This window comes from Sphingomonas xinjiangensis (assembly GCF_014199255.1).
Lineage (GTDB): Bacteria > Pseudomonadota > Alphaproteobacteria > Sphingomonadales > Sphingomonadaceae > Sphingomonas > Sphingomonas xinjiangensis.
Map to the genome: position 1 here is coordinate 311,322 of NZ_JACIJF010000003.1, position 13,447 is coordinate 324,768.

Annotated in this window: 10 protein-coding genes; 3 read left to right on the forward strand and 7 right to left on the reverse strand. The window is 65.8% G+C overall.

Features of this window, described 5'->3' with window-relative positions; genetic code table 11:
* Window positions 1-174: 174 nt before the first annotated feature.
* Genes FHT02_RS07235 through FHT02_RS07245 form a run of 3 tightly spaced genes read right to left on the reverse strand, consistent with a single transcriptional unit; the run spans window position 175 to window position 1,563 of the window.
* Window positions 175-531: a GntR family transcriptional regulator gene (locus FHT02_RS07235; RefSeq protein ID WP_184085989.1), complete on the reverse strand. Its 357-nt coding sequence runs from the start codon at window positions 529-531 to the stop codon at window positions 175-177.
* An 18-nt stretch (window positions 532-549) separates the two neighbouring features.
* Window positions 550-1,146: a nitroreductase family protein gene (locus FHT02_RS07240; RefSeq protein WP_184085991.1), complete on the reverse strand. Its 597-nt coding sequence runs from the start codon at window positions 1,144-1,146 to the stop codon at window positions 550-552.
* 39 nt (window positions 1,147-1,185) lie between these two features.
* Window positions 1,186-1,563 carry a MerC domain-containing protein gene (locus FHT02_RS07245; protein WP_184085993.1) on the reverse strand — a complete coding sequence of 126 codons (378 nt, stop codon included), beginning with the start codon at window positions 1,561-1,563 and terminating at the stop codon, window positions 1,186-1,188.
* A 195-nt stretch (window positions 1,564-1,758) separates the two neighbouring features.
* Between FHT02_RS07245 and FHT02_RS07250 the strand changes: the two genes are divergently transcribed.
* Window positions 1,759-3,549, forward strand: a complete 1,791-nt coding sequence (locus FHT02_RS07250; RefSeq protein WP_184085995.1) for a peptide MFS transporter — start codon at window positions 1,759-1,761, stop codon at window positions 3,547-3,549.
* A gap of 87 nt (window positions 3,550-3,636) precedes the next feature.
* Here the strand turns inward: FHT02_RS07250 and FHT02_RS21875 are convergent, their stop codons facing one another.
* The gene (locus tag FHT02_RS21875; protein ID WP_281393060.1) at window positions 3,637-3,771 is read right to left on the reverse strand and encodes a hypothetical protein; all 135 of its coding nucleotides are present in this window, start codon (window positions 3,769-3,771) and stop codon (window positions 3,637-3,639) included.
* Window positions 3,772-4,077: 306 nt separating this feature from the next.
* On the reverse strand, window positions 4,078-6,981 hold the full coding sequence (locus FHT02_RS07255; RefSeq protein ID WP_184085997.1) for a TonB-dependent receptor domain-containing protein: 2,904 nt from the start codon (window positions 6,979-6,981) through the stop codon (window positions 4,078-4,080).
* A gap of 253 nt (window positions 6,982-7,234) precedes the next feature.
* Between FHT02_RS07255 and FHT02_RS07260 the strand changes: the two genes are divergently transcribed.
* Window positions 7,235-7,549 (forward strand): DUF485 domain-containing protein, encoded by a 315-nt coding sequence (locus tag FHT02_RS07260; RefSeq protein WP_184085999.1) that lies wholly within the window; start codon window positions 7,235-7,237, stop codon window positions 7,547-7,549.
* Window positions 7,546-9,165 carry a cation acetate symporter gene (locus tag FHT02_RS07265; protein WP_184086001.1) on the forward strand — a complete coding sequence of 540 codons (1,620 nt, stop codon included), beginning with the start codon at window positions 7,546-7,548 and terminating at the stop codon, window positions 9,163-9,165. The genes FHT02_RS07260 and FHT02_RS07265 overlap by 4 nt, the downstream gene beginning before the upstream one ends.
* Before the next feature lie 62 nt (window positions 9,166-9,227).
* Here FHT02_RS07265 and FHT02_RS07270 read toward each other — a convergent pair whose 3' ends face one another.
* On the reverse strand, window positions 9,228-11,069 hold the full coding sequence (locus FHT02_RS07270; protein ID WP_343056857.1) for a HAMP domain-containing methyl-accepting chemotaxis protein: 1,842 nt from the start codon (window positions 11,067-11,069) through the stop codon (window positions 9,228-9,230).
* Window positions 11,070-11,297: 228 nt separating this feature from the next.
* The gene (locus tag FHT02_RS07275; RefSeq protein WP_184086005.1) at window positions 11,298-13,340 is read right to left on the reverse strand and encodes a M13-type metalloendopeptidase; all 2,043 of its coding nucleotides are present in this window, start codon (window positions 13,338-13,340) and stop codon (window positions 11,298-11,300) included.
* Window positions 13,341-13,447 lie beyond the last annotated feature (107 nt).

The window sequence follows — 13,447 nt, forward strand, 5'->3', positions numbered from 1 at the left end:
TCACGCCGAGGCCCGGAGACCCGCCTGGCGGCGCGTTCGGGAGACATCTCAAGCGCACGAACCTGCGCGAGATCGAGGAGAGCCGCTACCGCGGCATTGCGCCTACCTTCTTCTCTCCGGGCTTTGGCGCGAACCCTTGTCTTTTGCTGAAACCCAGCGCGCCCGCGTGCCCGCTCAGGCGGTCTCGCGGTCCAGGAGCTCGTTCACGTCCAATCCCAGCAGCGCGATATGGTCCCGCACCCGCGGCCACATGCCGGTCAGAAACCGCTCGCGCTCCGCGGCGCGCAGCCGTTCCACCGCGCCAGCGAGCACGAACATGCCCACCCCGCGCCGCACTTCGACATAGCCGTCGTCCTGAAAGCTTTGATACGCCTTGGCCACCGTCAGCGGGTTGGCGCCATGCTCGGCGGCGAGCGCGCGCACCGAAGGCAGCTGGTCTCCGGCGCGAAATTGCCCGCGCAGGATGGCGGCGGAAATGATCGCCCGCAGCTTCAGGTACACGGGCAAGTCTTCATGTTCCAGGGCTGTCATGCCCGCATAATACAGCACTCAGGCGGCAGGTCCACCCCCGGCCCGCCAGTGGTGCACGATCCGCGACAGATCCCCACGTGGCCGCTCCTCCAATTCGCGCTGCGGCGATCCCAGGAAGATGAACCCGGCGATACGCTGTGGCGCTTCTCCGAACAGGTTGCGCACTGCGTCCGAATAGGCCGCCCAGCCGGTCAGCCAACCGGCGACGAACCCCAATGCATGCGCGGCGTGCAACAGGTTCATGCACGCCGCCCCTGCCGACAACTCCTGTTCCCACACCGGCACCTTGTGTCCGATCACCGGTGCCGACAGCACCACCACCAGCCCCGGCGCCTGCGTCACGAACTGAACCGCGGCTTCTTCGTCACGCGCAGTCGCATCGGGCTTTTCGGCGCGCAGGATCTCCACCAGCTTGAGCGCCAGCGCCGGGCGCTGGTCGTCGGGCACGATCACGAAGCGCCAGGGCGCCAGCTTGCCATGATCGGGGGTCCGCGCCGCGATCCGCACTATCGCCTCGATCTGCTCGGGGCTCGGGCCCGGCGCGCCCATGTCGCGCGGCTTGCCCGATCGGCGGGTCTGGAGAAGCGTAAGCGGCGTCGAGCGATCGTTGAACATGCCCACCTCCCTAGGCCCCGCGCCGCCGGAGGCCAAGCATCAGTGCCGCGCCCTGGCCTGGGCCAGCGCCCAGTTCACCACATGCGCCGCGCTCACCAACACGCTGCCGATGACCGTTGCCACCAGTTCCGCGCTCGCGCTTTGCGCGCCGAACGCCCCCCAGCCGATCGCGCCCAGCCCGAGCACCGCCAGCGCAAGCGCCCGTGCACTGCGATGCCGCCGAAAACCCGACAGCAACGCCACGCTGCTCGCCGGCAGCGCGATCAGCGCCACGCCGCGATGAAACCCCTCGGGCACCGCCAGCACCTGGCTCAGCGCCGGCAAGGCGGCAATCAGCAGCGGCAATGCCAGGCAGTGCACCAGGCACAGCAGCGACACGCTCGCCGCTGCCCCGTCGAGCCAGGTCTGTCTTTGCAACACAGTCATCCTTGAACGGCACCAGCGGCCAAGCGGCACGGTGCGGGAAAGAGCGCTGTGATATGTTGTATCACTCGTTGCCCTTCAAGGGCTTCCCTGCACATCGCCGGCTTTACACCCGCGACAATCGCTCTAGTTTGCCGCGCCATGCGCCGGGCGTTCGCCCGGAACCCCAGTATCGGAGCACCTCCCCGCATGGTGGACACCCCAACCGCCGACTCTCGCGCAGAGCCGGACATCACCCATATCAATCCCGCCGCCGAAGAAACCTGGTTCGGCCACCCCCGCCAGCTCGCCCGCCTGTTCACCACCGAAATGTGGGAACGCTTCGGCTATTACGGCATGCGCGCGCTGCTGACGCTGTACCTCACCAAGCATTTCGTGTTCGGCGACCGCGAAGCGACCGGCATCTATGGCGGCTTCACTGCCCTTGTGTACCTGACCCCGCTGGTCGGCGGCTATCTGGCCGACCGTTATCTCGGCTCCAAGCGCGCCGTGAAGTTCGGCGCGATCCTGATGTCGCTCGGCTATTTCACGCTCTGCTTCGGCGGTCCGGTGTCGCAGCCCTTCGCGACCATCGACGGCCAGCGCTACGAAGTCGCGGTCGAACAGGTGGACGGCGTCGAGACCCGCTACCTCCTCGATGGCGAGCGCCGCCAGCAGATCAAGGGCAATGACGACGGCACCGTCTCCCTGCTCGAAAACGGCGCGCCTGTCCGCACGATCGCCAAGGGCGGCTTCCAGTCGGACGCCGAACGCAACCCCTTCTACGTCGCGCTGCTGCTGATCGCCCTTTCGGCCGTCTCGGTCGGCAACGGCTTCTTCAAGCCCAACATCTCCACCATGGTCGGCGAGCTCTACCGCCAGGGAGACCGCCGCCGCGACACCGGCTTCACCATCTTCTACATGGGCATCAACATGGGGTCGTTCCTGTCCCAGCTGCTGTGCCCCTGGCTTGCCGAGGCGGTCGGCTGGTGGGCGGGCTTCGGCCTCGCCGCGATTGGCATGCTGCTGTCCTGGGCGCTGATCCAGTTCGATGGCGGCAAGCTCGCCGGCTTCGGCGAAACCCCGGCCGATGCCGTAGGCAAGTCGCCGCTGTGGATCTATCTCGGCGCGATCGCCTTCGTGCCGGTCTTCTACTTCCTCTACGTCAACCTGATGCACTCGGAAGCGCCCGCCGCCGGTTCGGGCTTCCTGGGCTACATCGCCTCGCTCCCGGTGATGGGCAAGCTCCTGTTCGGCACCTTCCTGGTCGCCGTGCCCGCGATCCTCGTCTGGTCCTTCGTCTCGGGCGATCGGCGCGAGTTCCAGATGATGCTCGCCGCCATGGTGATGATCGTCTTCAACGTCGTGTTCTGGACGCTGTTCGAACAGGCCGGCTCCTCGCTCACCCTGTTCGCCGACCGCAACACCGATCTGTCGGTGTTCGGCTGGTTCAGCATCAACGCGGGCCAGACTCAGTTCTTCAACGCGGCCTTCATCATCCTGCTCGCGCCGCTGATGAGCATGTTGTGGGGTGCACTTTCCCGCCGTGGTCTGGAGCCGTCGATCCCGGTCAAGTTCTCGATCGCGCTGGTCGGCGTCGGCGTCGGCTTCCTGGTCCTGGTCTGGGGCGCGGGGTTCGCGGACTCCAACTTCAAGGTCACCTTGTGGTGGCTCGCCGGCCTCTATTTCGTCCATTCCTTCGCCGAATTGTGCATCTCGCCGGTGGGTCTCAGCATGATCACCAAGCTCTCGATCGCGCGGATTGTCGGCATGATGATGGGCCTGTGGTTCCTGTCGATCTCGGTCGCGCAATATGTCGCGGGCATCATCGCCCAGTTCGCCAGCGTGGAAACGGTCGGCGGACAGGTCACCAACCTCAAGGTCAGCCTGGATACCTATACGGGGGTGTTCACCACCATCTCACTCTGGGCGATCGCGCTCGGCGTGGTGCTGTTCCTGCTCAGCTGGCCGCTCAAGCACTGGATGCACGGGGTGAAGTAAGCCCCGGCCCCCGGGCCTGGACAAAAGAAAAGGGGGAGCGGCAACGCTCCCCCTTTTTCATTCCCGCAGATGCGGCGGCGTACGGCCTCACGCAGCGAGCGGAAGCTCTGCCTTTGCCACGGCGGCAGCACGCACCGGCAACGCAGCCACGGTCGCACGCGCCTGACGCTCAGCCGCGACCTGACGGCGATACTGAAGATAGATCGACAGAAGAGAGAACATCACAAACCTCGTACGCAGCATCATTGTTGCACCGCAACATCATAGATACATCTGGCGAGAGGAGGCAGGTGTTGCAATTGCAATCATCGCGCGAACCGATTGCAGGAATGACACCGTTGTCTGTCCTTGCCTGAAATCCCCTGCAAGGGGAGGTGGCAGCCCGCACGGCTGACGGAGGGTTTCGCTACTCGCGAGGGAGTACACCGCCGCAGACGGTGACACCCCTCCGACGCGCTACGCGCGCCACCTCCCCTGCAAGGGAAGGATGAAGGGACAGGCAGCTTCCACCACCTGCCCCTCAGTCAATCAGAACCCGTAGCTCAGCCGGGCATACCCGAACCGGCCCGGGATATCGTAGGTCGTCGGATCATAGTTGTTCAGGCTGCACGAGAAGCAGGCCGGCGGATCCTTGTCGAACAGGTTGTTCACGCCCAGGCTCAGCCCGAAGCGCTCACCCATCCAGCTCGGCCGGAACGTCGCCTGCACATCGGCATAGAAGCGGCTATCCAGTGTGTTGTCGCCCTGGTTCTCGATGACATTGTCGATATAGCGCCCGGTGAACGCCATCGCGACCGGGCCGATATCCCAATCGATCGTCGCCTGGCCCTTGAAGTGCGGATAGGCCTGGTCGGGGCTGCCGCGCTCGGTGCCGGTGTAATCGATGCTGGTGAACCCCTCGGTCGCCGGCACGGTTTCCTCATACTTCAGCAGGTAATTGCCGCTGACCGACAGCCCGAAGGTTCCCGCGCCGGTCTGGCGCGTGCGCAGGTTGAAGGTCGCGTCCACGCCGCGGGTGCGGACGCCGCCGGTGTTGAGCAGCACGCCATTGATCGCCGAGATGAAACCGGCCGGGGTACGCTGCACCGCCGCGCACGACAGCGCATCGCCATCCTGCGCACAACGGCCCAGCAGCACTTCTGCCGGGATCGACTGGATCGCCCCATCCACCTTGATGTCGTAGTAATTCACCTCCAGGCTCAGCGCGCTGGCAAAGCCGTTGCGGGCCCAGGCCGGGCTGTACACGCCGCCGAAGACCCAGGTCTCGGCAGTTTCGGGCTTCACATTGACGTTGCCGCCCGTCAGCACGCTGATCTGGCCGCCCTGCGGCTCGACATAGCTGCCGCTCGCCGGCACCCCATTCGCAATGCAGTTGGCACGCACCGTGGCGTTGCTCTGGAACAGTCCGCCCGCCGCGCTGGTGCACGGGTCGTCCAGCGTCTGGTCGAAGCGCGACTGCGCGCCGAACAGTTCACCGATAGAGGGTGCGCGGAAGCTTTCGGCATATTGTGCACGCAGCAGCAGGTCGCTGACCGGCTTCCACAGCGCACCGCCCGACAGCGTCGTGTTGCCGCCCGCGGTGGAGAAGTCCGAATGGCGCACCGCGCCGTTCAGCTCGAGCAGTTGCAGGAAGGGCACGTCACGGATCAATGGCAGGCGAAGCTCGCCATACACTTCGTCGACGTCGAACGATCCGCGGGCCGCCTGCGCGGGGATGTCGGCGCCCAGGCCCGCCTGAATGATCGGATCCGGCGTGAAGCTGCCCTGCTGGTAGCGATGCTCATATCCGAACGCGACGCCCACGGGCCCGCCAGGCAGGTCGAACAGTTCGCCCGAGACGTTGAAGGTATAGTCCTGCAGCTCCTGCGAGCTGCGCGACTTTTCGTCGAACGCCACGAATGCCAGCATCGCCGGGGTGATCGATCCCTGCCCGCCGAAAATGTTGAACGGCACGCAGGCGCCGGTGCACTGGTCGACCGGGCCGAGCGCCTGCGCCAGCCGGGCGGTGTTGAGGTTGCCGGTGAACAGCTGGTGCGCGTCGTTGAAGCCGAACACCGCGTTGGCGTCATAATACCAGTTGCGTCCGAACAGGTCGAACTTGCCGTCGATCGTACCGGTCACGCTCAGCGTGTCGACGCTCTGATTGTAGGTGCGCTGCCCTGCCTCGACCAGGCGACGCCCGATCAGCGAGTAGGTCGCGGGCTGGCCGTTCGCGCCCGAGTTCAGCGTGATACCGAACGGGTTGAACGGGTTGGTCGCGTCGACCGAGATCGTGTCGAGCAGATTGCCGTTGCCCGCGTCCGGGCCGATGTTGAGCGGCAGGAACGCGGCCTGGTTCTGCGATTCGCGGTGCGCCCAGGTTGCCTTCAGCCGGACGTTGAACGCGTCGGAGAACTCCGCCCGCGCATTCATGAAGCCGCCATAGCGCTCGTTCGGCGTGAGGAAGTAATTGTACGGCGCGAAGTTGAACCGGTCGGCATTGGTGAATGCGCGGAAATCGCCGCCGACCAGCGTCGGGTCATACACGCCACGCCCGTTCAGCGGCGCATTGCGCACGGTGATGACGCCACCTGCCGGCAGCGACGGGTTGCCCGGATTGAACAGGATGCGGCCATTGACTGCCGCGCCAGAGCATCCACCGATCGGATCGGTGCAGCTGGTCTGGCCTGGATTGACGAATTGCGAGATCTCACGGTCGCTCGCGCGGACCGGATCCTGCTTGGTGTAGAAGCCGCCCAGGTTCAGCGTCACCCGATCGTTCCCGCCGCCCCAGCTCAGTTGGTAGTTCTGGGTGTCGCCGTCATTGTCGCCCAGATACTGGCCATATTGCGCGGTGGCGCGGAAGCCCTTCTGCCCTGACTTGGTGATGATGTTGACCACTCCGCCGATCGCGTCCGAGCCATAGAGCGCCGAGGCTGCCGATTGCAGCACCTCGATCCGCTCGATCATGACATCGGGGATCGAGTTCAGGTCGACCGTGCCCGGAATACCGCTGGCGCTGGCGCCGTTGACGTAGCGCAGACCGTCGACCAGCACGAGCGTGCGCTTGGCACCCAGATAGCGCAGGTCGATCGCCGCCGAACCGGCGCCGACGCCGCCGCCGTCGGGCGGATTGCCGAAATTGCCCGAATTGTTGAACTTCGAATTGAGACCGCCCGATGATGCCGGGATGCGCTGAAGCACGTCGGCGATCGACGACAGGCCCGTCTTGGCGATTGCCGCATCGTCCACCACCGTTACCGGCGACGGGTTGTCCAACGGATCGCGGCGAATGCGCGAACCGGTAATGACCACATCTTCACCCGTCTCGGCCGCTGCTTCCTGCGGTGTTTCCTCCGGTGCTGCCTGCGCGTGCGCGGCAAGCGGAAGCGCCAGGGCGGAGATGGCAAGGGCCAGGACACTGGCACGCGCGGTGACGGACGATCGCTTCATCAATTTCCCCATTTGAATGGTGCTGCACTGCACCGATAAACGACATCATGCTGCGCCTGACCCGCCACTTCAGCAACATGAAGTCGCCAAAGCCCTCGCAAACGCCGCATAATTATCGGTCATGTGTCTTGGCGGACACATATCGCACTCGCAAGATCGCGGGGCTTTCACCTGCTCGCCGTCCCAAACATTCCCTTGCCTTCGATCGGCATGGCTGCCGTAATGGCGCAAGAACAGCGCAGGGGAACGGCAGGTGGCATCAACAGAGCCCGGCATCGAGGGGCTGGCGCACGACCCGCGCTATCAGCGGCTGGTACGGCGCAGGGGCCGGCTAAGCTGGCTACTCACAGCGCTGATGCTCGTCACCTATCTCGGCTTCATCCTGTTGGTCGCCTTCGCCAAGCCGCTGCTGGCGCAGCCGATCGCGGGCGGCGCCACGACGCTTGGCATTCCGCTCGGGCTCGGCGTCATCGCCGTCGCGATCGCACTGACCGGCTTCTATGTCCGCCGCGCGAACGCTGAGTTCGACCACGATGTCGACGCGCTTGCCGGGGAACATCGCCCATGAACGGCACGACCAACTGGCCCGCCATCGCCATGTTCGCGGCCTTTGTCGCGATTACGCTGGGAATCACGCGCTGGGCGGCACGCCGTACCCGCACGGCTGCCGACTTCTACGCCGCCGGCGGCGGCATCACCGGCTTCCAGAACGGGCTGGCGATCGCCGGCGACTTCATGTCGGCGGCGTCCTTTCTCGGCATCTCGGCGCAGATCTATGCGGATGGCTATGACGGCCTGATCTATTCGATCGGCTTCCTGGTCGGCTGGCCGATCGTTCTGTTCCTGATTGCCGAGCGCCTGCGCAACCTTGGCCGCTACACCTTTGCCGACGTGGCGTCGTTCCGCTTCGCACAGACGCCAGTGCGCTGCTTCGCCGCGGTGTCGACGCTGCTCGTGGTGCTGTTCTACCTCATCGCCCAAATGGTCGGCGCGGGGCAGCTCATTCGGCTGCTGTTCGGCCTCCCTTATCCGTACGCCGTCGCGATTGTTGGCGTGATGATGACGCTCTACGTCCTGTTCGGCGGCATGATCGCCACCACCTGGGTGCAGATCGTCAAGGCGGTGCTGCTGCTCGGCGCTGCCAGCTTCATCGCCGCCGCTGTGCTGTGGCGCTTCGGCTTCTCGCCCGAGGCGCTGTTCGCCCGCGCAATCGAAGTGAAGACTGCCGCCGCGAGTGCCGCCGGCGCCACGCCCATTGAGGCACAGGCCGCCGGCCGCGCCATCATGGGTCCAGGCGGCTTCATCAAGGATCCGGTATCGGCGCTCTCGCTCGGCCTCGCGCTCATGTTCGGCACCGCCGGGCTGCCGCACATCCTGATGCGCTTCTTCACCGTGCCCAACGCCAAGGCGGCACGCAGCTCGGTGCTGTGGGCCACCGGATGGATCGGCTATTTCTACATTCTGACCTTCGTGATCGGCTTCGGCGCAATCGTGCTGGTCGCGACCGACCCGTCCTACCTCACGCCAGGAGGCGCGTTGCGCGGCGGCGGCAACATGGCGGCGATGCATCTCAGCCATGCGGTCGGCGGCGACCTGTTCCTCGGCTTCGTCTCGGCGGTCGCCTTTGCGACGATCCTTGCGGTGGTGGCGGGCCTCACCTTGTCAGGCGCCTCCGCCGTCAGCCACGATCTCTACGCCAGCGTCCTGCGCCGCGGCCGCGCCGATCAGGCGGCGGAACTCCGCGTGTCGCGCGTCACCGTGCTCGTCCTCGCGCTCGTCGCCATCGCCCTGGGCATCCTGTTCGAACAACAAAATGTCGCGTTCATGGTCTCGCTTGCCTTCGCGCTCGCCGCCTCGGCCAACTTCCCGGTGCTGATCCTGTCGCTGCTATGGCCCGGCTGCACCACCCGCGGTGTCGTAGCCGGCGGGGCGGTCGGCCTGTCGCTGGCGCTCGGCCTGACCATCCTGTCGCCGGCGGTATGGGTGTCGGTGCTGGGCAACGCCCAGGCCATCTTCCCCTATGGCTCTCCGGCGATCTTCTCGATGCCCGCGGCCTTCTTCACGATCTGGCTGGTGTCGCGCCTCGACACAAGCGGCCGCGCCGCAGTCGACCGGGCTGGCTATCCGGCGCAGCGCATCCGCTCTGAAACCGGCATCGGCGCGGCCGGCGCCAGCGCGCACTGAAACGGCGAAAGGCGGCGCCGGCTTCCCGGCACCGCCTTTCGTGACTCGTCGCGTCGGCTGGATCAGAAGCTCGCCCAGTCATCCCCGCCGGCATGGGCGGAAATCGACGCGGGCAGCGACCTCACCGGCGAGACATAGCTCGACGCCGCCTTGGCAGGCGCGGACCGCGCCGGCTTGCGCGCGGGCTGTGCGCCGACATCGAACTTGGCGGCCTGCTCGGCCAGCGCCGACACTTCGCTCGACAGGTTGCGCGCGGCGGCGGATGTCTGCTCGACCATCGCGGCATTCTGCTGCGTGGACTGGTCCATCGTTCCGATCGCGACGCTGATCTGGCTGACCGCGGTCGACTGCGACTGGTTGTCGGTCGCGATCTGGCTGACCAGGCTGTGCACCTCGCCGACGCCGCCGGTGATGTCGGCCAACGCGCCGTCCACCTTCCGCACCATTTCCACCGCCGAGACGATGTCGGTCTGCGTCGCGGTCAGCTGGTCGCGTGCCCGGCCCGCTTCCTCTTCGGCGCGCATCGCCAGCGCCGACACCAGGTCGGCCACGACGGCAAAGCCCCGGCCGGCTTCCCCGGCGCGTCCGGCTTCCACCGCCGCGTTCATCGCCAGAACGCGAGTCTGGAACGCAATCTTGTCCAGCCCCTCGATGACGCTGTCGATGCCCTTGGCGCTGTCGTTCACGCGCGTCATCGCCTGCAAGGCTTCGTCCGCAATCTCGCGCCCGCCGCGCACGGTCGAGATGGCGTCATCGGCGCGCACCGCGGTACGGTTGGCGGCCTGTGCGGTCGCCTTCAGCCTGCCATCCATCTGGGTGATCGCGGCGGAGGTTTCTTCCAGGCTAGCGGCATTCGCCTCGGTACGGCGCGCCAGATCTTCGGACGCCTGGGCGATCTCGCCCGATCCGGTGCGGATCGCGGCGGCGCTCTCGCTCACGGCGCCGATCAGCGCGCGCAGGCTCGTCAGCGCTTCGTTGAAGTTCGCGCGGACGGTGTCGTACCCGGCCGAAAAATTGCCTTCGATCTGCGCGGTCAGGTCGCCCTTGGACAGGCGGTCCAGCCCGTCGGACAGCGACGTGACCAGCCTGTTCTGCTCGGCATCGGCATCGGCCTTCAGGCGCTCGGCTTTCACCTTGGCCACGGCCTGGTCGCGGAACACCAGCAGCGCGGAAGCCATCGCCCCGATCTCGTCCTTGCGCGCGGCACCCTCGACCGGCACTTCGTTGTCGCCCTCGGCCAGGCGGCGCATTGCCGCGGTGATGCCCGCCACCGGCGCACCGATCTGGTTCGACATCAGCCAGGCCATGCCCATCGAGCTGATCAGTCCCGCGATACCGCCAAAGATCAACAGCTGCACCGTCCAGTCATAAGCGGCGTTCTGCTCCCCCGTGCGAACGTCGATCCGCTCCTGCGCCACTTGCAGCAGCTCGGTGCCCAGCGATTCGATATCGCCCGTGTCATTGGCGGTCTTCAGCGTGGAGATCGCCTCGCTTTGGCGCGCGGGGTTCGCGGCAATGGCGAACAGCGCCTCGGCCCGGCTGGTATAGTCGCGGCCCAGCGTCTGGAGCTTCTTGGTCCGCTCGCGCTGCGCTTCCACGCTGGTGGTCTTCTCATATTCGGCCATCTTGGCCTGGAACGAGCTTGTCGCGGTTTCGAAGCGCGAGCGCGAACCCGGGTCGCGGTTGACCACAAAGGTCGCCAGCTCGGCGCGCGCGGTGGCAAGATCGCCCATCGCCTTCTGGCCGGTCGCGTTCAGCCGGTTGGCGCGCACGTTCTTGAAGCTCGCATCATCGATGCTGCGCGCGTTCAGGAACACCATCGTGCTGACGATCAACGAGATCAGAATAACGATACCAAAGCCCAGTTTGAGCTTGGTGGGGATACGCAGGTCGGAAAAATTCACGCGATGCTCCAGTCGATCCGCGCGCATGCGGCATCAGGCGCATTATAGAATGACCGGTGCACAAGGGCGGGGACCGGACGCCAATATGCTGCACTCCCTGCGAATCCGGGCTGGGCGTCTGCGGGCGAACGGGGGCCCGCACCGCCGTCGTTCGACAAAGGCACGCCCCAACGAAAACGCCCCGGCATCGCTGCCGGGGCGCATTCGGTCAGGCTGGCGCGCGAGCGCTTACCAGATATGCACGCGCTTCTCGGGCGCCAGGTACAGCGCGTCGCCCGGCTTCACGTTGAACGCCGTGTACCACGCGTCGACGTTGCGGACGATGCCGTTCACGCGGAACATCGCCGGGGAATGCGGGTCGGTGCGCAGCGCCTGGAGCAGGCTGTTCTCGCGCAGCTTGGTCTGCCACGCCTGGGCATAAGCCAGGAAGAAGCGCTGGTCGCCGGTAAGCCCGCCGATCACCGGCGCCTTGCCGTGTTCGGCCTGGTACTTCTGGTACGCGCCATACGCCGCTTCCACGCCGCCCAGGTCGCCGATATTCTCGCCCAGGGTCAGCTTGCCCTGGATGCGCGTGCCCGGGATCGGCTCATAAGCGTCATATTGCGTCGACAGTGCCGCCGTGCGCTCGGCGAACGCCTTCTTCGCCGCGTCGGTCCACCAATTCTCGAACTTGCCCGTGGGGCCGAACTGGCTGCCCTGGTCGTCAAAGCCATGACCCATTTCGTGGCCAATCACCGCGCCGATCGCACCGTAATTCACTGCGGCATCGGCATTGGGGTCGAAGAACGGCGCTTGCAGGATCGCCGCCGGGAACGTGATCTGGTTCGACAGCGGGTTGTAATAGGCGTTCACTTCCTGCGGGTTCATCTCCCACAGCGTACGGTCGACGGGCTTGGGGAACCGCTGAAGCTGGAGCTGATGCTCGAACTCGCTTGCGCGCACTGCATTGCCCAGCGCGTCGCCGCGCACGACCTTCATCGGCGAATAATCGATATACTTCACCGGGTGGCCGATGCGCGGCTCGAACGCCGCCAGCTTGGCCAGCGCCGCGGTCTTGGTCGCCGGGTCCATCCAGCTCGAACCCTGGATGCGCTCCTGATAGGCGGCACGAAGATTCTCGATCAGTTCGCCCATCTGCTGTTCGGAGGCGGGCGGGAAATATTTGGCGACATAGATCTGGCCGACCGCCTCGCCCAGCGATCCATTGACCATCTGCACGCCGCGCTTCCAACGATCGCGCTTCACCTGCACGCCGCCCAGCGTCTTGGAATAAAAGTCGAACCGCGTGTCGTCGAACGCCTTGGGCAGATATTGCGCATGGTCGCTGACGAACCGGTACGCCAGATAGTCCTTCCACGTCGCGAGCGGCGTCGCGGTCAGGATCTTGCCCGCCGCGGCCACGGCGGTGTTCTGGCCCATGATGATCGTCGGCGCCTTTTCGATGCCGGCGGTCTTGAGCATCAGCGCCCAATCGAATTGGGGCGCCTTGGTTTCAAGCCCCGCAACCGACTGCGGATCGTTCAGCTTGGCAATGTCGCGGCTTTCCGCCGGTGACCATTGCGACTTGGCCAGCGTGGTCTCCAGCGCGACGATCGCGTCGGCCTTGGCGCTGGCGTTGGGGATACCCGCGAGTTCCTGGACGCGCTGGACATAGGCGCGATAGGCGGTGCGGAAGTCGGCGAACTTCTTGGCCGTTTCCAGATAATAATCGCGGGGCATGCCCAGGCTGCCCTGACCGGTCATCGCCGTATAGCGGGTCGGGTCGGCAAGGTCGGGCAGGATGCCGAGCTCGACCGGCGAGGCATAGCCGACGCTCGCGAACAGCACCTGAAGGTCCTGAAGATTCTTCACGCCATTGATGCGGGCGAGATAGGGCTTGAGCGGCGCGGTGCCCTTGGCCTCGATCCCGGCCTCGTCCATCCAGCTGGCATAGAAGTCGCCGACCTGGCGCCCGGTCGCGCCATAGGTGCCGGGGTTCTTGGCCATGTCGTCCAGGATGCCGCGAACATTCTGCTCGGCTTCGATCGACAGCTGCGTGCCGAAACCGGCCGAAGCGCGGTCGGGCGCGATCTGGACGCGCTCGGCCCAGCCACCGTTGGCGAACGTCCAGAAATCGTCACCCGGCTTCACTTGCGCCTTCTGCGCCGACAGGTCGACGCCGAAGCTGCCGTATCGCGGCGCCTTGGGGGCGTCCGCGGTCTGTGCCAGGGCAGGTGCGGCCAGTGCGAACAGGCCGCTTCCGGCCAGCAGAATCAAGCGCTTAACAGTCACGGTACAGCATCCCCCACCAAAGTGTATTAGCAAAGGCTAACAGCGGGGAATGCGCTCCGCAATCGCAAACGTCCTTGCGTCTTTCAACGGCTTGCAGGCTTCACGCG

What these genes read in the sequence shown, in the direction of transcription:
- FHT02_RS21875 (WP_281393060.1), bottom strand. Translation starts at nt 3,771, where the DNA reads ATGTTCTCTCTTCTGTCGATCTATCTTCAGTATCGCCGTCAGGTCGCG.
- FHT02_RS07235 (WP_184085989.1), bottom strand. Translation starts at nt 531, where the DNA reads ATGACAGCCCTGGAACATGAAGACTTGCCCGTGTACCTGAAGCTGCGG.
- FHT02_RS07265 (WP_184086001.1), top strand. Translation starts at nt 7,546, where the DNA reads ATGAACGGCACGACCAACTGGCCCGCCATCGCCATGTTCGCGGCCTTT.
- FHT02_RS07240 (WP_184085991.1), bottom strand. Translation starts at nt 1,146, where the DNA reads ATGTTCAACGATCGCTCGACGCCGCTTACGCTTCTCCAGACCCGCCGA.
- FHT02_RS07250 (WP_184085995.1), top strand. Translation starts at nt 1,759, where the DNA reads ATGGTGGACACCCCAACCGCCGACTCTCGCGCAGAGCCGGACATCACC.
- FHT02_RS07255 (WP_184085997.1), bottom strand. Translation starts at nt 6,981, where the DNA reads ATGAAGCGATCGTCCGTCACCGCGCGTGCCAGTGTCCTGGCCCTTGCC.